Origin of the sequence: Hydrogenophaga sp. (genome assembly GCF_051858985.1) — a bacterium.
Classification (GTDB): Bacteria; Pseudomonadota; Gammaproteobacteria; order Burkholderiales; family Burkholderiaceae_C; genus Hydrogenophaga.
Map to the genome: position 1 here is coordinate 593,509 of NZ_JBHYGM010000003.1, position 21,953 is coordinate 615,461.

Sequence of the window (21,953 nt, forward strand, 5' to 3'; positions counted from 1 at the left end):
TCTGCCTTGCGTCACACCTTCCAGATGCGGGGCGGCACGCTGGCCAGGCCCCAGGCTTCGGCGCGAAGGGTGGCCCAGGTGCGCTGGAACAGCGCCATCAGGGGTTCCACCAGCGGCGCCACGGCGCGCAGCACCAGCATCTGCGGGTTCGGGCAGGTGGCACCGGCGTCAACGCCGTCCGGTTCCGCTTCCAGCACGCCGCGCACGGTCTCCAGCAGGTGCTCGCGCCGCTCGCGCGTGAAGGCCGAGCCGCTGGCCAGCCACAGCGTGCCCAGGCAGCGCTGACCACCGAGGCCGAGCGGGGAAGCCAGCAAGCGCGTGTCGGCCGCATCCAGGCGGACGTGCTCGAGCCACAGGCCGGGAATCTCCAGCCGCTGCGTCAGGCTCCCACGCTCGAAGGGCTGGTTGGCCGTTGGGAGGCCGAGTGCGCACACGTCCCAGCCCAGCCACTCGGCGCTCGGTGCCAGGGTGGCGGTCAGGGTGTTGTGCGCGTTGCAGCCGGAATACGCGATGGTCTCCAGCGGCAACCACTCCAGCCGCGAGCCTTCTTCCAGCGACACGGCCACCTGCTGGGTGGCGGTGGGGCCATCGGACCGGTAGAAGCGCGTGGCGCCCGGCGTGGAGATCAGCGCATGCGTGCCGGCGCCGGCATGCACTTGCACATCCAGTGTGTCGCCGCCGACCAGCCCGCCAGGCGGGTGGATGACCACGTTGTGGCAGATGTGCTCGCCCTCGGGGTACAGGCTCTTCAAGATGCGCAGGGGTCCGGTGTGCTCATGCCGCAGCACCGTGCTGGCACCTTCGCGGCGGTAGTTCAGGTCGAGTCGGGCGTGCCAGGGCATGCAGGGAGTTTACGGGGGCGAGGCCTTCAGGTTTTCCAGAAAGCTCGGTGCGGTTCGCTCGCTTCGTCGATGAGCACCGGGCCGATGCATTCGATGGCATGGGGCGAACTGGCAAACACATCGCGGCAGGACAACTCGGCATCGCGCTGCTCGGCGCGCTCGCCACGGAACACGCGCAGACTCACGGCGTCAATGCCGAACACCACGCGCCCGATGTTGCTCCAGAAGATGGCACCCGCGCACATGACGCAGGGCTCGGCCGATGAATACAACGTCGCGCGCGCGAGGGTGTCGCGGTCGACCACCGGGCTGAGCTGGCGCACCGCGTTGGTCTCGGCATGGCCCGTGCAGTCGCCGGTTTCGCTGGTGTTGCACCAGGCTTCGGCCAGCACGCGGTCATCGTCTGAAACCACCACGGCGCCAAAGGGCCGGTTGCCCCGGTCGCGCGCCACCTGCGACCACGCAATCGCCTGGCGCAGGTAGCGGCCGTCGCGCTCGCTCAGGTCGGGAAGTTTGCTCATGCTGTGTACATGCGTTCGCTCATCGGCGGCAGCATGGCGCGGTTGAAGATGCCCTCCACGCCCGGGCGCGTCTTGAGGCCGAAGACGTCCACCACCTCGTCCACCTGCTGTTCCAGCGTGCGCTTGAGCACATCGCCCACGCCGTGGCTGCGGGTGTCGGCCGCAGCGATGTACTGGCGCGTGATGCGCCAGCGCTCCAGCTCCACCGCTTCATTGAGGATGGGTTCGCGCAGCTTGGTGGCGGCAATGGCCGCAGCCGGATCGGCCATGCTCTCGCGAATGGCGCGGTTGCTGGCGCGCAGAAAGCCGGCCACGGCGGCGGGGTTCTGCGTCACCATGGCGTTGCTCGCCAGGATCGCGTTGCCATACAGGTTCACACCGGCCTGCGTGTACTGCAGGACGGAGAGGTCGTCGAGCTTCATGCGCGCGAAGAGCGACACGGCCGAGTCGTGGAAATAGGTGGCGCCGTCCACATCCCCACGCACCACGACGTTGTCGCGCGAGGCGAAATCGGTGGTGGACCACTGGAAGTAGTCGTCCTTCACGCGCAGCTTGCGCGCCACCATGGGCCACGCGCGGCGCGTGGACTCCACCGCAGCGGCGGCGATCTTCTTGCCTTCCAGGCTGCGAAAGTCGCTGGTGATGCCGCGGTCCTTGCGGCCGATGATCGCGAACGGTGCGCGGTTGTAGTACTGGTAGACCGCCTGCACCAGCGGCGTGCCGCTCTGGCTGGCCTGGAATTCCACCAGCGAGCTGATGTCGCCCAGGCCCATCTGGTAGACGCCGCTGGCGATGCGGGTGATGGAAGCCACAGAACCGGAACCCACGTCGATGCTCACGTCCAGGCCTTCGTCCTTGTAGTAGCCCCGCTGCTGTGCGAGGAAGAAGGGCGAGGTCTGGCCGGTGATGCGGAAGTCCAGCGTGAACTTGATCGGGGTGAGCCTGGGCGCGGACTGGCTCCAGACGGCGGGCGCGGCGAGCGCCGACACGGCGGCGGCGGAGGTGGAGAGAAAGAGGCGGCGTTGCATGGCGTGCTCCGGAATGGACTTGTTTCAACCCCGGCGAACCGCATGGCCGCAGGGGACGTACAAGAGCAATTTCCGGGCGGGTGGCGTGGCACCTGCTGAACGCTTCTACTCTGCGAGCGTCCCTCATGCACAAGGCGTGCCAGCAAAAAGTCACCACGCTGGTGCGCCACGATGGCCTGTCTTTTGCTAGCATCCACCCCCAGAGTAGAAGCGTTCAACTTCGCGCCATGCGAAGCGGGAAATTGCTCTTGAGATTCCTCAAGCCATTTCTTTTCAGGAGCGCTTCCATGCTGGTCACACAACAGCCCGTCTTCCGCCGTCACTGGCACGCCGTCATGCCGCTGACGATGCTGGCCGAAGGTCCCCAACCCTTCACCCTGCTCGGCGAGAACATCGTTCTTTTCCTGGACGAGCGCGGCGAGCCGGCCGCCTTGAAGGACCGTTGCTGCCACCGCACGGCGCGCCTGAGCAAGGGCTGGTGCAAGAACGGCAACATCCAGTGCGGTTACCACGGCTGGGTCTACAACCGCAGCGGTCGGGTGATCGAGATTCCCCAGTACCCGGCGGAGCGCGAGATCCCGAAGGACTACGGCACCACGGCCTACCACTGCGTGTCGCGCTACGGCTACGCCTGGGTGGCGCTGGAAGACCCGGTGGCGGATATCCCGGAGATGCCGGAGTTCGGCGCCGACGGCTGGCGCACCATCTTCCAGTTCTACGAGACCTGGAACACGAGCCCGGTGCGCGCACTGGAAAACTCCTTCGACAACTCGCACTTCAGCTTCGTGCACCGGGCCACGTTCGGTGTGGCTGCATCGCCTGCGCCGAGCAAGTACGAGCTGGTCGAGAACGATGCGGGCTTTTATGCCGAAACGGTGATCGACGCGGTGAACCCGGAAAAATTCCAGCGCATCAGTGGTGTGAAAGACGCCATCACGCAGCGTCACATGCGCAACGCTTACTTCCAGCCTTTCTCGCGTCGGTTGGACATCGAGTACCCGAGCGGCATCCGCCACATCATCATCAACGCGTTCACGCCCATCGACGATGGGCGCATGCAGTTGTGCCAGTGGCTGTTCCGAAACGACACGGAGGCCGATTGCCCGGCGCAGATGCTGATCGATTTCGATGACGAGATCACGCGGGAGGACAAGGACATCCTGGAGTCGACAGACCCGGATGCGGTGGTGGATCTGCGGCGACGTGGGGTTGAGTATTCGATGGATTCGGATCGGCCAGGGATTTTGATTCGTCGGAAGTTGATGGGGTTGTTGTCTAGTGCCGGGGAAGTGGAAGTGCATCGGTGATGCTTCTTGCCTGCACCTCGCTGGCTGGTGAGTGAACGGCGCTCTGCTCCGCGAATGTCCTCCGGCGGCGGGAGTCCGCCTCCCCCTTTATTTCGCTGCGCAGAGCGCCATTCACTCACCTGCTGAAGTGACGTGTGCGTGCGTTGGATGACCGAGTGCCCACGAGGTCTGCGGTGGCCATGGGGTACGGCGCAGCGAAATAAAGGGGGAGAGGCGGCGAAGCCGACTCGGAGGACATTCGCGGAGCCGTGCCCCATGGCCACCGCAGACCGGAGCAACCGGCGAGAGAAAACTCAGCGAGAAGACCAGAAACCCCGATGAAGCTCCAGCATCTCGGCTTCAAGCGAGGGCACCGGACCGATCACCTCAATAGCCTTCTGCCCCCGCGCCAGCACCTCTCGGCAAGGCAACGACAGCGTCTGGTTTTCTTCGTGGCTGCCCGTGAGCGCCAGCAAGGCCTCTTCGCTCGCCCCATACACCACACGCCCGATGTTCGCCCAGTAAAGCGTGCCCGTGCACATGGCACACGGCTCGAACGTGGTCACCAGCGTGCAGCGTGCCAGGTACTCGCCCGGCCAGTTGTCTGCAGCCGTTCGAGCGAGCGTGGATTCGGCGTGGTTCACCGTGTCGATGTTCCCCTGCTCGGCCAGCACCGTTTCATGGTCGGGTGCCACCAGCAAAGCGCCAAAGGGATGACGCCCCATGCTGGCCGCACGCTGCGCTACCTGGTTTGCACGGTGCAGGTGCCGTGTCACCTGATCGTCGGTCACGTGTTCTGCGAACCCCGGTGCGCCCAGCCCGTCGTGTGCTTCTCGATGAAGCTGAAGAGCTCGTACATCACCATCGCCATGATGCCCACCACCAGCAGGCCGCTGAATGCCAGGCCCATCTGCATCGACGACCCTGCCGAGATCAGCAGGTAGCCAATGCCCTCGTTCGATGCCGTCATCTCCGACACCGTGGTGCCCACGAAGGCCAGCGTGATCGCCACCTTCAGCGAACCGAAGAAATACGGCATGGAGCGCGGCAGACCCACCTTGGTCAGCACGTCCCAGCGCTTGGCGCCCAGCACGCGCAGCACGTCCTCCAGTTCCGGCTCCAGCGTGGCCAGGCCGGTGGCAATGTTCACCATGATGGGGAAGAAGCTGATGAGAAAGGCGGTGAGGATGGCCGGGCCGACGCCAATGCCGAACCACACCACCAGGATCGGCACGAAGGCCGCCTTGGGCAGCGCATTGAACGCGGTCATGAGCGGGTAGACGGCGGCGTACGCCAGGCGCGAACTGCCGATCAGAAAACCCAGCAGCACGCCCACCACGATGGCGATGCCGAAGCCCGCCATGGTCACCCAGTAGGTGCGCCAGGCGTGCCCCAGGATGGTGGTCTTGTGTTCAAGCGTCTGTTCCCAGATGCGCGACGGGCTGGGGAAGATGAATTCCGATACGCCAAAGCCACTGGTGATCACTTCCCAGACCACGATGATCGCCAGCAGCAGCAGGAAGGGCGACCAGCGTTCGATGTGTTTCTTGTTCATGCTGTGTTTCCGTTCACTGGTTCACCGGCGTGCGCATGGCGCCGATGTGGCCGCGCAGTTCCAGGACGATGTCGGAGAACTCCTTGGTGTAGGTCACCTCCAGGTCGCGCGTGCGCGGGATCGGAATCTCGCGCTGCACCACGAAGCGGCCCGGGCTCTTGCTCATGCAGTACACCGTGTCTGCCAGGAACACGGACTCGCGCAGGTCGTGCGTGACGAGGATGACGTTGAAGCGCTGAGCCTCCCAGAGATCGCGCAGCGTGCACCAGAGTTCTTCGCGCGTGAACGCATCGAGCGCACCAAAGGGCTCGTCGAGCAGCAGCATCTTCGGTTCGTGGATCAGGGCACGGCAGATGCTGGCGCGCTGCTGCATGCCGCCCGAGAGCTCCCAGGGAAACTTCTTCTCCATGCCGCCCAGGCCCACGCTGGTCAACAGCCGGCTCGCGCGCTCCACGAACTCCTTCTTGCGATCCTTGAATTCGCTGCGAAACGGTTCCACGATCTCCAGCGGCAGCAACACGTTATCGAGCGTCGTTCGCCAGGGCAGCAGCGAGGGCGCCTGGAACGCCATGCCGGAGATCTTCAGCGGTCCCGTGACGGGTTCACCGTCGATGCGGATCTTGCCCATGCTGGGCATGCGCAGGCCCGTGGTGAGCTTCATGAACGTGGACTTGCCGCAGCCCGAAGGACCGACGATGGCGATGAACTCGCCGCGCTTGACCTTGAGGTTGATGTCCTCCACCGCGAAGATGTTCTTCGCCAGCAGGTCTTCGTTGTAGGCCAGCCAGACCTGGTCGAAATCGACAAACGGTTTGTCGCTGGAGGCTTCTTGCATGGGGTCTTCCTGAAAAAAAGGCCAGCCGCCGCAGGGTGGCTGGCCTGGGCCAGATTCGCGTCCGACCCTGCTTACTTTTTGGCGGGCGGCAGCACGTTCAGTTCGGCGGCCGTCGGCAGCATGGAACCGTTCCACACCGCAGCGGGGTCGATCCGGGTCTTGGTGCTGTAGGCGTCCGAGACCTGCGACGCCATCAGGGCGAGGCGACCCGGGTTGACCTGGCCGAAACCTTCCTTGCGCGCATCCGGGCTGGCCACCACCGAGTCGATGGCCATGGCCAGGCGACGGGTTTCCAGCGGCACATTGATGATGCCGTCGCGTGCCTTCACGGTCTCGATGCTGGCGGCGGGGTTGGCCATGACTTCCTTGGCGCCCTTGGCGAACGCGGTCAGGAAAGCTTTCACGGCGGCCGGGTTCTCCTTGATCATTTTCGGGCTGGCGATGATCACGTTGCCGTACAGCTTCACCCCGTAGTCGCCGTACGGCATGATCACCACGTCCTCGGGCTTCACGCCGCGCGCTTCCAGGTTGAGCAGCGAGGTGAACGAGAAACCGGTGATGGCGTCGATGTCACCGCGCACCAGCATGGTTTCACGCAGCGGCGGGTCCATCGAGGTCCAGTTCACGCTGCTGATGTTGTTGGCCTTCTGGAAGATCGGGTAGGCCTTGCGGCCCGCGTCGAACACCGGTGCGCCGAGTTTCTTGCCATTGAGGTCGGCGGGTTTGGCGATGCCGCTCTTCTTGAGCGCGAGCACCGCAGCGGGCGTGTTGTTGTAGACCATCATCACGGCCACGGGCTTGTTGGGCGCGTCCGGGTTGTTGGCGTGGAACTCCATCAGCGCGGCCAGGTCGGCAAAGCCCATGTCGTAGGAACCCGAAGCCACGCGGGTGACCGTGCCGCCCGAGCCGTTGCCCGAGTCGATCGTCACGTCCAGGCCGGCGGCCTTGAAGTAGCCCTTGGCGGCGGGTTGCAGGAAGAGGGCGGCGGGGCCCTCGAAGCGCCAGTCGAGTTGGAACTTCACGGGCGTCTGCGCGTGCGCGCCACCGAAGGCGGCGGCCAGGGCCAGGGCGGCGGTGGTCTTGACGAAGTGGCGTTTGTTCATGTTTTCTCCAGGGTGGTTCGGTTTGCGGTTCCCGGCACTGCCATCGCCCGCGCATGCCGATTCATCAGCAATAAAGGTGCCAGCGGCACACCTGCGTGGAAATGGCCGACCAGGGGCCGTTTGAGCACAGAATGTGTATACAGATTCTTGTGCTGCATGCCGGGCGCGTCATCGGGGCCAACCCTGAATGGTGCGCCCCAAGTCGGTGCTTGCACCGGCTTGGGGATGATGCCTCAAAAAAACGGGTCGATGAGCGCAGTCAGTGGGCCTCGGCCTGCCTGGCGGCATGGACCGCGGCGGCGGTATCTCCGCGACTGCCGTTGAAGAACAGGTTGAGTGCCACCGCACTGATCGACGCGAGCAGGATGCCGGACTCGATGAGCGGATGGATGGCGTGCGGCATCCACTGCTTGAAGTTGGGTGCCACCAGGGGAATCATGCCGAAGCCGATGGACACCGCCACGATGAAAAGGTTGTTGCGGTTGCCCTTGTAGTCCACGCTGGCCAGGATGCGGATGCCGGTGGCTGCCACCATGCCGAACATGACCAGCCCGGCGCCGCCCAGCACGAACGTGGGAAGCGACTCCACCAGCGCGGCCATCTTGGGCAGCAGGCCGAGCACGATCAGGATCACGCCGCCGGCCACACAAACGAAACGGCTCTTGACGCCGGTGACGCCGACGAGGCCCACGTTCTGCGAGAAGCTGGTGTAGGGAAAGGTGTTGAAGATGCCGCCAATGAGCGTGCCCAGGCCATCGGTGCGCAGGCCGGCGGTCAGCGCCTTCTGGTCGATCTTGCGGTCGGTCATGTCCCCCAGCGCGAGGAACATGCCGGTCGATTCGATCATCACCACGATCATGACCAGGCTCATCGTGAGGATGAGGATGGGGTCGAAAATGGGCGCGGCGATTTCGAACGGCAGCACGAGGTCGAACCAGTGGGCCTTTCCGACCTTTTCAAAGCTCATGAGGCCGGCGGCGGTGGCGATGGCGCCGCCGATGACGATGCCCAGCAGCACCGAGATGTTGGCGATGAAGCCTCGCGCGTACTTCGCAATCAACAGGATGGCGGTCAGGACCACCGCGGCAATGGCGATGTGCGGCATCTGGGCGTAGGACGGGTTGGGTGTGCTGCCGACAATGGCGATCCCGGGTGGCACGGCGGGTACGGCGCCGGTGGCCGCGGCCTGCTTCACCGAGTCAAGCCATTGCACGTGTTCGGGGCTGGGCACGCTGGGCGCAGTGGGGCCGAAGGGATTCCCGAAGATCCAGTTGATGCCGATGCGCATGAGGCTGATGCCGATGACCGCGATGATGGTGCCGGTGACCACGGGCGGGAAAAATCGCAGCATGCGGCTGACGATGGGCGCGATGAGGATGGAGACCACGCCGGCGCCGATGATGGAGCCGAAGATCAGGCCGGCGCCCTGCACACCGGGATTGCTGTTGGCCATGGCCACCATCGGCGCTACGGATGCGAACGTCACGCCCATCATGACGGGCAGCTTGATGCCGAACCACTGTGTGGCGCCGAGCGACTGGATGAGCGTGACCAGGCCGCAGCAGAAGAGGTCGGCGGAGATGAGTATGGCGACCTGTTCGGGGCTGAGCTTGAGTGCGCGACCCACGATCAGAGGCACCGCGACCGCACCGGCGTACATCACCAGCACGTGCTGCAGCCCGAGGGCGGTGAGCTTGCCGGTGGGGAGGACTTCGTCAACCGGGTGGACTGTCGTGGACATGGCTTGCTCCTGTGGTGCGTGCAAAATGTGTATACAGTTTATGTGTACGAAGTGTTGAGGGTCAGCTAGGGGAAACCCGGGTTCTGACCGGTGGTTTTGTGGGTCCGGTGATCGGCGACCGGGGCGCCCGGCTCCGCGAATGTCCCCCAGCGTCCTTCGGCCGCCGCGGGACATTCGCGGAGCAGAGCGCCAACCCCTCACAAGCCCGCGAGGCAGAAGCCAGAAAGAAAAAGGGACGCCTAAGCGTCCCTTCAAGCAGAGCGAAGGAATCTCAGTTCCGCACAGCCCCACTCGCCGCAGCCAGAGCCGTCATGTTCAACACCCGCCGCACCGTGGCAGCCGGCGTGAGGATGTGCACCGTCTTTGCAGACCCCATCAGGATCGGCCCGACCGTCACACCGCCGCTGGTGGTGGTCTTCATCACGTTGTAAAGGATGTTCGCCGCGTCGAGGTTCGGGCAGATCAGCAGGTTCGCCGAACCCGTGAGGGTGGTCTCCGCGAGGTAGGCGCTGCGGATCTCAGGCTGCAGCGCTGCGTCGCCATGCAGTTCACCATCGCACTCGATGTCCGGATGCGCGGCCACAAAGAGGTCGCGCGCGTGCGCCATCTTGCGCGCCGATGCGCGCTTGCTGGAGCCATAGCTGGAGTGAGAGAGGAACGCCACCTTCGGCGGCAGTCCGAAGCGTTGCACTTCCTGTGCCGCCATCCAGGCGATCTCGGCCAGTTCTTCGGCGCTCGGCAACTCGTTGACATAGGTGTCGGCGATGAACACCGGTCCCCGGTCCGTCATCAGCGCGTTCACCGAGGCGTACAGCCCCGCGCCTTCGCGCCGCCCCAGCACATGGTCGATGCGCTCCAGGTGTGTCATGAAACCGCCCACCAGACCGCAGATGAGCGCATCCGCATCGCCCAGCGCCAGCATCAGCGAGCCGATGATGGTGTTGGACCGGCGCACAGCGGCTTTCGCCACTTCGGGCGTCGCCCCCTGCCGGCCCATGATCTGGTGGTAGTGCTCCCAGTACTGGCGAAAGCGCGGATCGTCCTCCGGATTCACGTTCTGCACGTCCTGGCCCAGTTTCATGCGCAGGCCGGCCTTGGCGATGCGCGCCTCGATGACCGCGGGGCGACCGATCAGGATCGGCACGGCGAGCTGGTCGTCGATGGCGAGCTGCGCCGCGCGCAACGCGCGCTCATCCTCGCCGTCGGCATAGGCCACGCGCTGCTTTTCCGCCATGCCCTTGGCCGCGTTGAAGATCGGCTGCATGAGGATGCCAGTCTGGTACACGAAGCGCCCGAGCTGCTGGCGGTAGGCGTCCATGTCGGTGATGGGCCGCGTGGCCACACCCGAATCCGCCGCGGCCTGGGCCACGGCCGGCGCAATTCGCAGGATCAGGCGCGAGTCGAAGGGCTTGGGGATGATGTAGTCCGGCCCGAAGCTCAGGTCCTGCCCGGCGTACGCGTTCGCCACTTCCTCGCTGGTCTCGCTCTTCACCAGATCGGCGATCTGGCGCACGCAGGCCAGCTTCATTTCTTCGGTGATACGCGTGGCACCGCAGTCCAGTGCGCCCCGGAAGATATAGGGAAAGCACAGGACGTTGTTGACCTGGTTGGGGTAGTCGCTGCGGCCGGTGGCGATGATGCAGTCGGGCCTCACGGCCTTGGCCAGTTCGGGCCGGATCTCGGGTTCAGGGTTGGCCAGTGCGAGCACGATGGGCTGGGTGCCCATCGTCTTCATCATCTCGGCCGTGAGCACGCCAGCGGCGGAGCAGCCCAGGAACACGTCGGCGCCATCCACCGCGTCGGCCAGGGTGCGTTTGTCGGTCTTCTGGGCGTAACGGGCTTTGGATTCGTCGTAGCCACCCGCGCGGCCTTCATGCACCACCCCCTTGGAGTCGCACACGTAGATGTTCTCGCGCTTGACGCCCAGGCCCACCATCACGTCCAGGCAGGCAATGGCCGCAGCGCCGGCACCGCTCACCGCGAGCTTGACCGAGCCGATCTCCTTGCCCACCAGCTCCAGTCCATTGAGCAAGGCAGCCGCCGAGATGATGGCCGTGCCGTGCTGGTCGTCGTGGAACACCGGAATGCCCATGCGCTCGCGCAGCTTCTTTTCGATGTAGAAGCACTCGGGCGCCTTGATGTCTTCGAGGTTGATGCCGCCGAGCGTGGGTTCGAGCGCCGCAATGATGTCGACCAGCTTGTCCGGGTCTTTCTCGTCGAGCTCGATGTCGAACACGTCGATGCCGGCGAACTTCTTGAACAGGCAACCCTTGCCCTCCATCACTGGCTTGGCTGCCAGCGGTCCGATATCGCCCAGGCCGAGCACCGCGGTGCCATTGGTGATGACGCCCACCAGGTTGCCGCGCGAGGTGTAGTCGGCTGCCTTCGCCGGGTCGGCCTCGATCGCGAGGCACGGATACGCCACGCCGGGGGAGTAGGCGAGCGAGAGGTCTCGCTGGTTCGACAGGGGTTTGGTGGGGGTGACGGCGATCTTGCCGCGCGAGGGCGTGCGGTGGTACTCGAACGCGGCTTCGCGCAGGGCTTCTTCAGCGGGGGTCATGTTGTCTCCTGGGTCCGGGGTCTGCCAAACCATTGTGTCACGCAGGGCGTGACAGCAGGTCGTGCAGCGTGCGCGCGATCACCTTGGTGGCGCGGCGCAGATCTTCCAGCACCAGGCGCTCGTCGGCGCGCTTGGCGTTCGATTCGCGAACCGTGCGCGGGCCGGCGCCGTAAATGACTCCGGGAATGCCACGCTCCACATAAAGGCGCACGTCGGTGTAGAGCGGTGTGCCCACAGCGGGGATGTTCTCGCCGAATACGGCCAGGCCGTGCTTCTGGATCGCTTGCACGAGCGGCTGGTTGCCAGGCAGCGGTTTCATGGCGCGCGCCAGCAGGATGCGGCGCACGTCGACCTTCAGTTCCCGCCCGCCGCGAGGAGGCTCGAAGCTGGCGGCCGCGCGTTCGATGGTGCGGCGCAGGGAGGCTTCCACCTCGGTGGGGTCTTCTTCCGGGATCATGCGGCGGTCGATGCGAAGCACCACCTTGCCCGGGATCACATTGGTGTTGGTGCCCCCGTTGATCTGGCCCACATTGAGGTAAGGGTGGGTGATGCCTTCCACGCTGGAGGACACCTGAAGGTAGTCGGCGTTGAGCGCGTAGAGTGCGTTGAGGATGTGCGTGGCGCCCTGCAGCGCATCGGTCCCGCTGTCGGGAATGGCGGCATGCGCCATGTCGCCATGCACCGTCACTTCCAGCTGCAGGCAGCCGTTGTGCGCCACCACCACCTGGTAGCTGAAGCCGGCGGCAATCATCAGGTCGGGTTTCGTCAAGCCCTTCCTCAGCAGCCAGTCGGGCCCGACCTCCCCGCCGTACTCCTCGTCGTAGGTCACATGCAGTTCCACGCCACCCTGCAAGCTGGCGTTCAGGGATTCAAGAGCCCGGATGGCGAACGTGAAGCTGGCGATGTCGCACTTGCTCACCGCGGTGGCGCGCCCATACATCCGGCCTTCTGCGATCTCGCCGCCGTAGGGGTCGTGCGTCCAGCCTTCGCCCGGGGGCACCACGTCGCCGTGCGCGTTCAGCGCGATGGTCTTACCGGGGCCGTAGGGGCGCCGCACGATGAGGTTGGTGATGCTTTGCAGTCCGGCGGCCTGCACCTCGTCGGCCGGCACCGCGTGCTTCTCGGCGTTCAGACCCATGGCCGCAAGCAGCTCCGCCGTGCGTTCGGCGTGCGGGGCATTGTTGCCTGGCGGCGTGTCGGTGGGCACGCGCACCAGTTCCTGGAGGAAGCGCACTTCCTCGTCGAAGTGGGCATCGATCCAGGCATCCAGTTGTTGTTCGGTCGTCATGGGTGTTGCTGTGGAGCGTGTTCGTTGGCGAGCTGTTCGAGCAGGTGCGAGAAGGCGTTCACGCTCAGTTCGATGTCGTCGCAGGTGCTGGATTCCAGCGGGTTGTGGCTGATGCCGCTGTTGAGGCCGCGCACGAACAGCATGGCCTGCGGCATGATTTCGTGCAGCTTCATGGCGTCGTGGCCGGCGCCGCTGGGCATGCGGTGCAGTGGCACGCCCAGTGCGTGCACAGCGCACTCCCAGCGTTCCTGCCATTCGGGGTTGCTCGGCGCGGCGGCGGCGCGCATCGTCTCTTCCACCTTCAGCCCGATGCCACGTCGCTCGCAGATGGAGCGCAGCTGCGCCAGCACGTCGCGTTCGAGCGCGTCGCGCTGCGCGTCGTTGGGTGCGCGCATGTCCAGCGAAAACAGGCAGCGGCCAGGCACCACGTTGATCGAGCCACCGGGCACCTGCAACATGCCGATGGTGGCCACGGAGTCGCCATCCACCTGCGCGCGTTGTTCCATGTAGAGCGCGAGTTCGGCCACGGCACTCGCGGCATCGCGTCGACGGTCCATGGGCGTGGTGCCGGCGTGGCTGGCCATGCCGATGGCTTCGCACTGGTAGCGCACGCCCGCGTTGATGGAGGTGACCACGCCCAGCGGGAGGTCCATTTCATTGAGCACGGGGCCTTGCTCGATGTGCACCTCAACGAAGCCCAGGTACTTTGAAGCGTCGCGCTTCAAGGCGTTGATCGCCTCCAGCGTGGCGGGCAGGCCGGCGTGACGCATGGCAGCGCGCAGCGTGATGCCATCGGCATCCTGCTGATCGAGCCAGGCCGGGTTGAAATCGCCGGTGAGCGCGCCGGAGCCCAGGAAGGTCGCCTTGTAGCGCTGGCCTTCTTCTTCGGAGAAGGCAACCACCTCGAAGGCAAACGGCAGGCGCCGACCCGCGGCATGGAGCTGCTGCACGCAGGCCATCGGCACGAAGATGCCGAGGCGGCCGTCGTACTTGCCGCCGTTGCGCACGGTGTCGTAGTGGCTTCCCGTCAGGAGGGTGGGGGCATCCGGACGGCTGCCCTGGTAGCGGCCCACCACATTCCCCACCGCATCGATACCCACTTCATCGAACCCGCACTCGCGCATGCGCGCAGCGATGTCGGCCGCGCAGGCGCGGTGGGCATCGGTCAGGTAGGTCACGGTGAGCTGGCCCTGCTCCTTGAAGCCCGGGTCACTGTGGCGCGAGAGGTCTTCGTGCCAGTCCCACACGCGCTGGCCCACCACAGGTTCGAAGCCGAACTTGTCGTTGAGCCTGATCTCGGCGATGCGGTGGATGTGGCGGATGCACTCGGCCCGCTCGAAATCCACAGGGTGGTTCAGGCGCCGCTCGAAGGTGGCGATGATCTCGCGCTTGGCCAGACCCGTGCCACGTGGCCCGCGCACCGCCAGGATGAAGGGGAAGCCGAACCTGGCGTTGTATTGCGCGTTGAGGTGCTGGATGTGCGCGAGTTCCTCGGGCGTGCAGTTCGTGAGGCCAGCCCGGGTCTGTTCGTTGGTGGATTCGGCGGTGAGCGACTGGCTCACCATCGCCTTGCCTGCGAGCTCAGGGTGCGCGCGGATGAGCGCCAGTTCCGCCTGGACGCCCGCGTTGGCGAGCACGGTGACCATGGCGTGTTTCAGCGCCGCCAGCGAAGCGAATGGGCGTTGCGCGAGGGCCTGCTCCGCGATCCACGGCGAGTGTTCGTAGAGGCCATCGAGCATCTGCGTGGCTTCGGCCAGTGGCGCTCGGTTGAGTTGTTCCAGGGTGATGGGCATGGCTGCGGCCTCAAGCGGCGGAAAGGGGGTGAGTGGTTGTCCAGTGGCGTGCGATGTCCAGACGCCGCGCCACCCAGACCTTGTCGTGCGCCTGGACGTGATCCAGGAAACGCTGCAGCGCCGTGATGCGGCCTGGGCGGCCGAGCAGGCGGCAGTGAATGCCGATGCTCATCATCTTCGGCTGGTCCAGACCCTCGGGATCGCCTTCGGCATAGAGTGCGTCGAAGGTGTCCCTCATGTACAGGAAGAACGGGTCTGCGTGCGAGTAGCCCTGGGGCAGGGCGAAGCGCATGTCGTTGCAGTCCAAGGTGTAGGGCACGATGAGCTGGTGCGCGTCGTTGCCATCGGTCTTCCGAACCTTCATCCAGAAGGGCAGATCGTCGCCGTAGTAGTCGCTGTCGTATTCGAAGCCACCGAAGTCGGCCACCAGTCTGCGCGTGTGGGGGCTGTCGCGCCCGGTGTACCAGCCCAGGGGCCGGCTGCCCGTGAGCTTCTCGATGAGCTGCATGGCCTGTGCCATGTGCGCACGCTCGGTGGCCTCGTCGACGTTCTGGTAATGGATCCACTTCAACCCATGGCAGGCGATGTCGTGGCCGAGTTCCTGGAACGCCGCGGTCACCTCCGGGCTGCGTTGCAGCGCCGTGGCCACGCCGAACACGGTGAGCGGCAGGCCCCGGCGCTCGAACTCGCGCAGGATGCGCCAGACACCGGCGCGTGAACCGTATTCGTAGATGCCCTCCATGCTGATGTGCCGCGCCGGGTACGCCGCCGGGTTGAACATCTCGGAAAGAAACTGCTCGGAGGCGTCGTCCCCATGCAGCACGCTGTTCTCGCCGCCTTCTTCGTAGTTCAGCACGAATTGCACCGCGATGCGCGCACCGTTGGGCCAGCGGGCATGCGGGACGTCGGGGCCGTACCCGGCAAGATCGCGAGGATAGGAGGATGTGGTGTCGTAGAGAGCCATGGGAGTTCGCGAGCGGAGGTCTTAGTCAGGAATGCCGCGGAACCGGCTTCGCCGGGCCGCAGGCATTGCCCCCTGAGGGGGGATGCGGCTACACGCAGTGAGCAAGCAAAGGGGGGGAGTCATGAAAGCGCCATGGAGATGTCGTTCGTCGGGACCTTGCGGTCGAAGGTCAGGTTTTCTTCGACGTGGCGAAGGTGCTCGTCCATCAGCCGCACAGCCAGCTCCTCGTCGCGTGCGGCCAGGGCCTTGACGATGTCGGCATGCTCGTCGTTCGAGTGTTCTGCGGCCTGGTTGCTCTGGTACATGAGCGTGATCAAGGCGCAGCGCGAGATGAGATCGCGCAGCAATTCGGCCAGCACCTGGTTGCCCATGAGCTCGGCCATCCGCACGTGGAAGTCGCCCAGCAGTTCGGTGCGCCCTGCCACGTCTTCGTTGTTGACGGCCAGCTTCTCCTGCGCCACGTGTTCGCGCAGGGCCTTGATCTTGGCGTTGGTCACGTTCTTCACGAAGGCGCGCGTCATCTCCACTTCCAGCATGCGGCGCACGGCAAACACCTGCTGCGCTTCCTCGACCGAAGGCGCCGCCACGAAGGCACCGCGAGCGGGTTCGAGCCGGATCAGGCGGTTCTGCGAAAGCTGGAACAAGGCCTGGCGGACCAGCGTGCGGGAAACACCGAAATGGTCCGCCAGTTTCTGCTCGGCCAGCTTGGTGCCCGGGTGCAACCGGTGCTCCACAATGGCCCGCGTGAGCGACTCGACGATGTGAAGGGTGCTGGAGGTTTCCATTCGGTCATCATATCCAGAAAAACAAAAAGTGTATACACTTTCAGTCGACCATATTCAATCGAAGGACGCACCATGGGAATGAGCACGCACGTTCTGGACACCATGCACGGCTGCCCCGCAGCGGGCATGACGGTGGAGCTTTACACCACCGACGGAGACCAGGCCACGCTGGTCAAGCGCTTCCAGCTCAACCAGGACGGTCGCAATCCCGATGGCCCCCTCTACGACAACAGCAGCCTCAAGGCAGGCACGTACCGTCTGGTGTTCGATGTGAAGGGGTACTTTGCGGCGCGCGGTGTCGCCTTGCCCGAGCCGAACTTCCTGCACCGCGTGTCGCTCGATTTTGGCGTGGCGCACACCGACCAGCACTACCACGTGCCGCTGCTGGTGAGCCCCTGGAGCTACGCCACATACCGAGGCAGCTGAGCATCGAAGCGGTAAGAAAAAACCCGCCTGAGGCGGGTTTCTTGTCGCGGCGAATCTATTTGCTTCTCTGACCTTCGGTCAGCGTGTCCAGCTGGAAGTTGCCGCTCTTGTCCCACAACCAGATGTCGGTGTAGGTCACGCGGCCCATGCGAACCGGCGCGGGGAACGGCGACGCAGCACGGACCGTGCGTTCGATCTCGCGCATCACATCCGGCACATGGCTGGGGGCGCGCATCCAGCTCACGTTGCGCACATGCCCCTGGTCGTCCACCTCCACCTGCAGCACGCCCACCGCGTGCATGAGCGGCGGCAGCTGGCCCTTGTAGATGCGGTGGCTGTTGCGCTCGTAGATGTGGCGCGCACCGTCCTTGCGGTAGTCGTGGGGCGACGCGGCATGCGACACGTGTTGCGGCGTGGGCCGCACGCTCACGGGCGGCGGTGGAGCAGGCACCGGAGCGGGTGGCGGTGGGGGAGGCGGCGGAGGCGGTGGTGGCAGAGGTGCGGCGCAGGCGGCCAGCAGGGCGGCGGTACCGATGCCGAGCCAGCGCCAGGCAAGGCGGGGCTGCCGATGCTGGTCTGCGGTTGCGGCGGGTCGGGGTGCGGGATCGATGTCTCTCATGTTCACGGACCTGTAAGTCGGATCGGGTGCCTCGCGCTGGACTTCGGCTGGACCATATCGCCGGGCGGATGAAGTGTATGGGTGTTTTCAACAGGGCTTGCGTACAGTACGGCGGATACTGGGCAGCCTTGATTGCCATTACGTATCCATACATCTTTTTTGACGCCGAAGCCACAATGTCCGCGGAGCTTGAAGCCTTTCTACTGCGTCTTCAACGCGAACCAGCCGTGCTGGTGACAGTGGGCAAGACACGCGGTTCAGTGCCTCGCGAAGCCGGTGCATGGATGGCGGTTTTTTCAGGCGCGACAGGCGGTGCGATCGGCACGATCGGCGGTGGTCACCTGGAGTGGGACGCGATGCGGCAGGCGCGCGAATCGCTAGCGCGGCCGGGGCCTGCAGCGCAGGTGTGGGAGCAGGCCGTCGTGCTCGGGCCCAGCCTCGGGCAGTGCTGCGGGGGGGCGCTGGTGGTGCAGTTCGAGCAGGTGCAGGCTGCCCACATCCCGGCATTGCGAGAGCGGCTGCGCGAGGGTCATCAAGCCCTTGCTTTGTTCGGTGGCGGGCACGTGGGGCGCGCCATCGTTCATGCCCTTTCGCCGCTGCCATTCGATGTGACGTGGATCGACAGCCGTGACGAGGTGTTTCCCGCCGACCTGCCCGCCCATGTGCATGTCGAGCATTCCGATCCCGTGCATCGAGCAGTGCACGATCTGGTGCCCCGGAGCGCCGTGCTGATCATGAGCTTCTCGCACGCGGAAGACCTCGACATCGTGGCCGCCTGCCTGCAGCGGCTGCGCGAACGGCGCGACCTCGGCTTCATCGGCCTGATCGGCAGCCGCACGAAGTGGGCGACGTTTCGCCATCGGCTGGAAGAACGTGGCTTCAACGCCGACGAACTGGCCCGCATCACCTGTCCCATCGGGCTGCCCGGCATCACCGGCAAGGAGCCGTCGGTGATTGCGGCGTCTGTCGTGGCGCAGTTGTTGCTAGACATGGCGGCCCCACCCAACGGTGTTTGACCGCTTGAATGTTCTCAAAAACTGTATACACTTTGGCGTCCGGTCGCAGCGGAGCTGGGTGTGGATTCCTCCACATGCATGCGCGGCCCTCAGCCGACTCAGAGCGCCCGCGGTGGTGAGTCGCAAGCATTGACCTTGCCTTGAGGTGCCATGGAAACTTATCTGCTCGATTGGGCCAACCTGCTGTTGCGATGGCTGCATGTGATCGTCGCCATCGCCTGGATCGGCTCCTCTTTCTACTTTGTCTTTCTCGACAGCAGCCTCACGCCTCCTGAAGACGAACAACTGAAGAAGGACGGCGTGAGTGGCGAACTCTGGGCGGTGCACGGCGGCGGGTTCTACCACCCGGTGAAGTTCGCCGTGTCACCCCCGAAGCTTCCCGACCACCTGCACTGGTTCTACTGGGAGAGCTATTCCACCTGGCTTTCGGGTTTTGCGCTGTTCCTCATCTCCTACCTCTGGAGTCCCAGCGTCTACCTGATCGACCCGAAGGTGATGGACTGGAGTCCCGCCGCCGCCATCGCCGCGGCGCTGGCTTTCCTGGTGGTGTTCTGGTTGCTCTACGACGCCATCTGCCGCACGCTGGGGCAGAAGGAGAACGGCGACGCCAAGGTCGGCGCACTGGTGCTGGTGCTGGTGTGCGTGGCGGCGTGGCTGGCCACCCAGCTCTTTGCGGGCCGCGCGGCCTTCCTGCTGGTGGGCGCCATGATCGCCACCGCCATGAGCGCGAACGTGTTCTTCTGGATCATTCCAGGGCAACGCACCGTGGTGGCCGACCTCAAGGCCGGCCGGCCGGTGGACCCGATCCATGGCCAGCGCGGCAAGCAGCGCAGCGTGCACAACACCTACTTCACGCTGCCAGTGTTGTTCGCCATGCTGAGCAACCACTACAGCTTCACCTACACACACGAGTACAACTGGCTGATCCTGATCGGCATGATGTTCGCCGGTGCGGCGATCCGGCAGTTCTTCGTGATGCGCCACGGCTACAAACTGGGCCGCAATCCGCACCCCTGGAAATACGCGGCGGCTGGCGTGGTGGTGCTGGTGGGGCTCATCGTGTGGCTCAAGCCTGCGCCCACGGCCGCTGTGTCGGTGCCACAGACCGTGAGTTACGCCGAACTCAGACCGGTGCTGGAGCAGCGCTGCGTGATGTGCCATGGCGAGGCACTGCAATCGAAGAACGTGCGGCTGGACACCGCCGACTCGTTGAAGACACACGCACAGACGGTCTACCAGCAGGTGGTGGTCACGCGCCTCATGCCCATGAACAACGCCACCGGCATCACCGAGGAAGAACGTGCCATGGTGGCGCAGTGGTTCAAGGCCGGCGCCAGGGTGGACTGAACGTCAGCCGTTCGCCGCCGCATGGCCCGTGCAGGTGGCGAGGATGCGCGCCGCGAGGCTCGCATCCAGCCCGCGCCAGGCCACGATCTGATCGGGCCTGATCAGCACCAGCGGCGCTTCGTACAGAGTGCGCAGTGCCGGGTCTGCATGGCGCACCACTTTCAGATCCAGGCCAGCGCGTCGCGCTGCAAGTTCGAACGCCGAAGCATCCGGTGCATCAGGGCCCAGCGACAGCAGCGTCCATTCGGCGTCGAAACTGTCGAAGAGCGATCGTCCATTCGGCAGCCACGCGTGCGGCGGACGGCCGCCGGGACAGGCGGTGGGCACGTATTCGTTCGGCTGGTCCTGCGGGGGTACCGTGCCGTCGGCCACGACGATCGGTGACCCGTCGTAGCGACCTCCAAAGGTCACGCCCGGAATGTTGAACTCCAGCCGCACGTGCGCATCGAGGTGTGCGCCGGCAAGCTGGCGTGCGTGCTCGCCTTCGGGTGTATCGAGCTCCAGTTCCGGCGTCACCTGAAAGAGGCCCACCGAGTCGGCAAACCGCTTCGCGTAGCCCGTGTTGCGTTCGGCCAGCGGCTTGCGTTCGACCTCGTAGGTGGACAGCAAGGCTTCAGGTGCGCGCCCCTGCACCACATGCGCGAGCTTCCAGCCCAGGTTGACCGCGTCTTCCACCGCCGTGTTGTAGCCCAGGCCACCGGTGGGGGTGAACAGGTGGGCTGCATCGCCCGCGAGAAACACGCGGCCACTCTGGAACCGCTCGGCCACCAGGGCATGGCCGGCGGTCCAGGTGAGCATGGAGAGGATGTCGATGGGCACCTCGCGCCCCATCGCCTGCGCAAAGATCCTTCGGGCATCCGCCTCGGTCCAGCCTTCGGCGTCTTCGCCTTCGTGGATGGCGGCGTGGAACGCAAATTCGCTCTGCCCGTCGACCGACGCCATGAAGGCCCTGCGCTCGGCGTTCACCGACACGTACATCCACGCCTTGTCGTGCGGAAGTGTGTCGTGAAAGGTGGGCGCACGAAGGTAGATGGCGAACATCTTCCCGCCCATGAAGTCGCGCTTGAAACCCGTGGCACCACCGTACTCGATGCCCAGTTGCCGTCGAACGAAGCTGCGCGCGCCGTCGGCGCCGACCAGGTAGCGCGCCGACACGCTGGCTGTGGATGCACCATCGAGGGATTCGATCTGTGCCTGCACATCGTGGCCGCGATCGGTGAAGCCCCGCAGGCGCCAGCCATGCTGCATGACGATGCCGGGCCACGCCCGGGCGTGCTTGAGCAAAGTGGCCTCGACGAACTTCTGCGACACCCGGTGGGGCAGTTCTGCGGCGCTCCAGGAGCCTCCCAGGCGCTTGACCGCAGCGGCCGCCTGGCCGGCCGTGGGCAGGCGCAACCGGGCCAGCTCGTGCTGGCTGAAGCGCGTGAAATAGGCGATGTCGGTCGGGTGGTCTGGCGGCAATCCCTGTTGACGGATCTCATGGGCAAAACCCAGGCGGCGAAAGTGCTCCATGGTGCGCGCCTGGGTAGCATTGGCCTGCGGATTGAAAGCGGTTCCCGGCTTGGGTTCCACCAGCAGCGCGCGCACGCCGCGGCGCCCCAGCTCGTTGGCCAGCATGAGTCCACATGGACCACCTCCGGCAATCAGCACATCGGTCTGGAAACCGTTTTGGTGCGAAGCCGTGCGGCCGGATAATTCGTCAGACATGTCGGAATTTACTTAGGTGACCTAAATACTTTGAGTGTAGCGAAAAACCCCCCACCGTCCAGGCGCCGACGATCGACGGACGCCTGGCGCATGCACAACGCGGGGCGCATCCTGGGCAACGCCCTGATGCGCTTCGAGGCCCGTGTGATGGAGCTCATGGTCCAGGCTGGTCATGCCCAGACCCGCCTGCCCCACGTCAACCTGACCCGGCATCTTGATCGAGAAGGCACCCGCATCACCGTGCTGGCGCGTCGCGCCAACATGACCAACGCGGCCATGACGGAACTGATCGACCAGTGTGAAGAGCTCGGTCTCGTGATCCGTGTGGCCGATCCGCTGGACCGGCGCGCCCGCATCGTTCATTTCACCGAAGAAGGCGAAGCCTGGCTGGCAGCCTTCGCGCGGGCGCTGAAAAGGGCAGAGCGCGAACTGGTCGACGAACTGGGCGAAGCGCCGGCGGCCTTGCTGTTGGGCGCGCTCGCCGAATACGCCGGCGTGGTGGCATCCATCGGGCGTGAGGACGGCGCCACCTGATCT

20 protein-coding genes are annotated in these 21,953 nt (G+C 65.2%); 5 read left to right on the top strand and 15 right to left on the bottom strand.

Annotated elements, in window-relative coordinates; all coding sequences use genetic code 11:
• Positions 1-11 precede the first annotated feature (11 nt).
• The 3 genes from ACTIEY_RS15240 to ACTIEY_RS15250 are packed head-to-tail and all read right to left on the bottom strand — an operon-like array spanning position 12 to position 2,391.
• Positions 12-842: an urease accessory protein UreD gene (locus ACTIEY_RS15240; RefSeq protein ID WP_439519973.1), complete on the bottom strand. Its 831-nt coding sequence runs from the start codon at positions 840-842 to the stop codon at positions 12-14.
• Between the two features lie 26 nt (positions 843-868).
• Complete coding sequence (locus ACTIEY_RS15245) at positions 869-1,363, bottom strand: nucleoside deaminase (RefSeq protein WP_439519974.1); 495 nt, start codon at positions 1,361-1,363, stop codon at positions 869-871.
• Positions 1,360-2,391 carry an ABC transporter substrate-binding protein gene (locus ACTIEY_RS15250; RefSeq protein ID WP_439519975.1) on the bottom strand — a complete coding sequence of 344 codons (1,032 nt, stop codon included), beginning with the start codon at positions 2,389-2,391 and terminating at the stop codon, positions 1,360-1,362. The genes ACTIEY_RS15245 and ACTIEY_RS15250 overlap by 4 nt, the downstream gene beginning before the upstream one ends.
• Before the next feature lie 287 nt (positions 2,392-2,678).
• Between ACTIEY_RS15250 and ACTIEY_RS15255 the strand changes: the two genes are divergently transcribed.
• The gene (locus ACTIEY_RS15255) at positions 2,679-3,698 is read left to right on the top strand and encodes an aromatic ring-hydroxylating dioxygenase subunit alpha (RefSeq protein ID WP_439519976.1); all 1,020 of its coding nucleotides are present in this window, start codon (positions 2,679-2,681) and stop codon (positions 3,696-3,698) included.
• A 293-nt stretch (positions 3,699-3,991) separates the two neighbouring features.
• Here ACTIEY_RS15255 and ACTIEY_RS15260 read toward each other — a convergent pair whose 3' ends face one another.
• The 10 genes from ACTIEY_RS15260 to ACTIEY_RS15305 form a co-directional block, all read right to left on the bottom strand.
• On the bottom strand, positions 3,992-4,468 hold the full coding sequence (locus tag ACTIEY_RS15260) for a nucleoside deaminase (RefSeq protein ID WP_439519977.1): 477 nt from the start codon (positions 4,466-4,468) through the stop codon (positions 3,992-3,994).
• Positions 4,465-5,232 carry an ABC transporter permease gene (locus ACTIEY_RS15265; protein WP_439519978.1) on the bottom strand — a complete coding sequence of 256 codons (768 nt, stop codon included), beginning with the start codon at positions 5,230-5,232 and terminating at the stop codon, positions 4,465-4,467. Before ACTIEY_RS15265 ends, ACTIEY_RS15260 begins: the two co-directional genes overlap by 4 nt.
• A 13-nt stretch (positions 5,233-5,245) precedes the next feature.
• Positions 5,246-6,067 (bottom strand): ABC transporter ATP-binding protein, encoded by an 822-nt coding sequence (locus ACTIEY_RS15270; protein WP_439519979.1) that lies wholly within the window; start codon positions 6,065-6,067, stop codon positions 5,246-5,248.
• A 71-nt stretch (positions 6,068-6,138) separates the two neighbouring features.
• The gene (locus tag ACTIEY_RS15275) at positions 6,139-7,170 is read right to left on the bottom strand and encodes an ABC transporter substrate-binding protein (RefSeq protein ID WP_439519980.1); all 1,032 of its coding nucleotides are present in this window, start codon (positions 7,168-7,170) and stop codon (positions 6,139-6,141) included.
• 259 nt (positions 7,171-7,429) lie between these two features.
• Positions 7,430-8,911 (bottom strand): nucleobase:cation symporter-2 family protein, encoded by a 1,482-nt coding sequence (locus tag ACTIEY_RS15280; RefSeq protein ID WP_439519981.1) that lies wholly within the window; start codon positions 8,909-8,911, stop codon positions 7,430-7,432.
• Between the two features lie 271 nt (positions 8,912-9,182).
• Positions 9,183-11,471 (bottom strand): NADP-dependent malic enzyme, encoded by a 2,289-nt coding sequence (locus ACTIEY_RS15285; RefSeq protein WP_439519982.1) that lies wholly within the window; start codon positions 11,469-11,471, stop codon positions 9,183-9,185.
• Positions 11,472-11,508: 37 nt separating this feature from the next.
• Positions 11,509-12,759, bottom strand: coding sequence for a M20 family metallopeptidase (locus tag ACTIEY_RS15290; protein WP_439519983.1), 1,251 nt, complete (start codon positions 12,757-12,759; stop codon positions 11,509-11,511).
• On the bottom strand, positions 12,756-14,552 hold the full coding sequence (uraD, locus tag ACTIEY_RS15295; protein WP_439519984.1) for a 2-oxo-4-hydroxy-4-carboxy-5-ureidoimidazoline decarboxylase: 1,797 nt from the start codon (positions 14,550-14,552) through the stop codon (positions 12,756-12,758). Before uraD ends, ACTIEY_RS15290 begins: the two co-directional genes overlap by 4 nt.
• A 10-nt stretch (positions 14,553-14,562) precedes the next feature.
• Positions 14,563-15,516, bottom strand: a complete 954-nt coding sequence (gene puuE, locus ACTIEY_RS15300) for an allantoinase PuuE (protein WP_439519985.1) — start codon at positions 15,514-15,516, stop codon at positions 14,563-14,565.
• Positions 15,517-15,635: 119 nt separating this feature from the next.
• Positions 15,636-16,301 carry a GntR family transcriptional regulator gene (locus ACTIEY_RS15305; RefSeq protein WP_439519986.1) on the bottom strand — a complete coding sequence of 222 codons (666 nt, stop codon included), beginning with the start codon at positions 16,299-16,301 and terminating at the stop codon, positions 15,636-15,638.
• Between the two features lie 72 nt (positions 16,302-16,373).
• On the opposite strand from ACTIEY_RS15305, the gene uraH reads away from it, so the two are divergent.
• Positions 16,374-16,727 carry a hydroxyisourate hydrolase gene (gene uraH / locus ACTIEY_RS15310; protein WP_439519987.1) on the top strand — a complete coding sequence of 118 codons (354 nt, stop codon included), beginning with the start codon at positions 16,374-16,376 and terminating at the stop codon, positions 16,725-16,727.
• Between the two features lie 55 nt (positions 16,728-16,782).
• Here the strand turns inward: uraH and ACTIEY_RS15315 are convergent, their stop codons facing one another.
• Complete coding sequence (locus tag ACTIEY_RS15315) at positions 16,783-17,346, bottom strand: energy transducer TonB (protein WP_439519988.1); 564 nt, start codon at positions 17,344-17,346, stop codon at positions 16,783-16,785.
• Between the two features lie 176 nt (positions 17,347-17,522).
• Here ACTIEY_RS15315 and xdhC point away from each other — a divergent pair, with 176 nt between their 5' ends.
• Positions 17,523-18,362, top strand: coding sequence for a xanthine dehydrogenase accessory protein XdhC (gene xdhC / locus ACTIEY_RS15320; RefSeq protein WP_439519989.1), 840 nt, complete (start codon positions 17,523-17,525; stop codon positions 18,360-18,362).
• Between the two features lie 150 nt (positions 18,363-18,512).
• A complete protein-coding gene (locus ACTIEY_RS15325; RefSeq protein WP_439519990.1) occupies positions 18,513-19,709 on the top strand; it encodes a urate hydroxylase PuuD in 1,197 nt (398 codons plus the stop codon).
• Between the two features lie 3 nt (positions 19,710-19,712).
• Here the strand turns inward: ACTIEY_RS15325 and ACTIEY_RS15330 are convergent, their stop codons facing one another.
• A complete protein-coding gene (locus ACTIEY_RS15330) occupies positions 19,713-21,416 on the bottom strand; it encodes an FAD-dependent oxidoreductase (RefSeq protein WP_439519991.1) in 1,704 nt (567 codons plus the stop codon).
• A 90-nt stretch (positions 21,417-21,506) separates the two neighbouring features.
• On the opposite strand from ACTIEY_RS15330, the gene ACTIEY_RS15335 reads away from it, so the two are divergent.
• Complete coding sequence (locus ACTIEY_RS15335) at positions 21,507-21,950, top strand: MarR family winged helix-turn-helix transcriptional regulator (RefSeq protein WP_439519992.1); 444 nt, start codon at positions 21,507-21,509, stop codon at positions 21,948-21,950.
• The last annotated feature ends 3 nt before the right edge of the window (positions 21,951-21,953 follow it).

What these genes read in the sequence shown, in the direction of transcription:
- ACTIEY_RS15305 (WP_439519986.1), bottom strand. Translation starts at nt 16,301, where the DNA reads ATGGAAACCTCCAGCACCCTTCACATCGTCGAGTCGCTCACGCGGGCC.
- ACTIEY_RS15245 (WP_439519974.1), bottom strand. Translation starts at nt 1,363, where the DNA reads ATGAGCAAACTTCCCGACCTGAGCGAGCGCGACGGCCGCTACCTGCGC.
- ACTIEY_RS15240 (WP_439519973.1), bottom strand. Translation starts at nt 842, where the DNA reads ATGCCCTGGCACGCCCGACTCGACCTGAACTACCGCCGCGAAGGTGCC.
- puuE (WP_439519985.1), bottom strand. Translation starts at nt 15,516, where the DNA reads ATGGCTCTCTACGACACCACATCCTCCTATCCTCGCGATCTTGCCGGG.
- ACTIEY_RS15325 (WP_439519990.1), top strand. Translation starts at nt 18,513, where the DNA reads ATGGAAACTTATCTGCTCGATTGGGCCAACCTGCTGTTGCGATGGCTG.
- ACTIEY_RS15280 (WP_439519981.1), bottom strand. Translation starts at nt 8,911, where the DNA reads ATGTCCACGACAGTCCACCCGGTTGACGAAGTCCTCCCCACCGGCAAG.
- ACTIEY_RS15275 (WP_439519980.1), bottom strand. Translation starts at nt 7,170, where the DNA reads ATGAACAAACGCCACTTCGTCAAGACCACCGCCGCCCTGGCCCTGGCC.
- xdhC (WP_439519989.1), top strand. Translation starts at nt 17,523, where the DNA reads ATGTCCGCGGAGCTTGAAGCCTTTCTACTGCGTCTTCAACGCGAACCA.
- ACTIEY_RS15285 (WP_439519982.1), bottom strand. Translation starts at nt 11,471, where the DNA reads ATGACCCCCGCTGAAGAAGCCCTGCGCGAAGCCGCGTTCGAGTACCAC.
- ACTIEY_RS15270 (WP_439519979.1), bottom strand. Translation starts at nt 6,067, where the DNA reads ATGCAAGAAGCCTCCAGCGACAAACCGTTTGTCGATTTCGACCAGGTC.
- ACTIEY_RS15265 (WP_439519978.1), bottom strand. Translation starts at nt 5,232, where the DNA reads ATGAACAAGAAACACATCGAACGCTGGTCGCCCTTCCTGCTGCTGCTG.
- ACTIEY_RS15335 (WP_439519992.1), top strand. Translation starts at nt 21,507, where the DNA reads ATGCACAACGCGGGGCGCATCCTGGGCAACGCCCTGATGCGCTTCGAG.
- ACTIEY_RS15250 (WP_439519975.1), bottom strand. Translation starts at nt 2,391, where the DNA reads ATGCAACGCCGCCTCTTTCTCTCCACCTCCGCCGCCGCCGTGTCGGCG.
- ACTIEY_RS15315 (WP_439519988.1), bottom strand. Translation starts at nt 17,346, where the DNA reads ATGAGAGACATCGATCCCGCACCCCGACCCGCCGCAACCGCAGACCAG.
- uraH (WP_439519987.1), top strand. Translation starts at nt 16,374, where the DNA reads ATGGGAATGAGCACGCACGTTCTGGACACCATGCACGGCTGCCCCGCA.
- ACTIEY_RS15290 (WP_439519983.1), bottom strand. Translation starts at nt 12,759, where the DNA reads ATGACGACCGAACAACAACTGGATGCCTGGATCGATGCCCACTTCGAC.
- uraD (WP_439519984.1), bottom strand. Translation starts at nt 14,552, where the DNA reads ATGCCCATCACCCTGGAACAACTCAACCGAGCGCCACTGGCCGAAGCC.
- ACTIEY_RS15255 (WP_439519976.1), top strand. Translation starts at nt 2,679, where the DNA reads ATGCTGGTCACACAACAGCCCGTCTTCCGCCGTCACTGGCACGCCGTC.
- ACTIEY_RS15330 (WP_439519991.1), bottom strand. Translation starts at nt 21,416, where the DNA reads ATGTCTGACGAATTATCCGGCCGCACGGCTTCGCACCAAAACGGTTTC.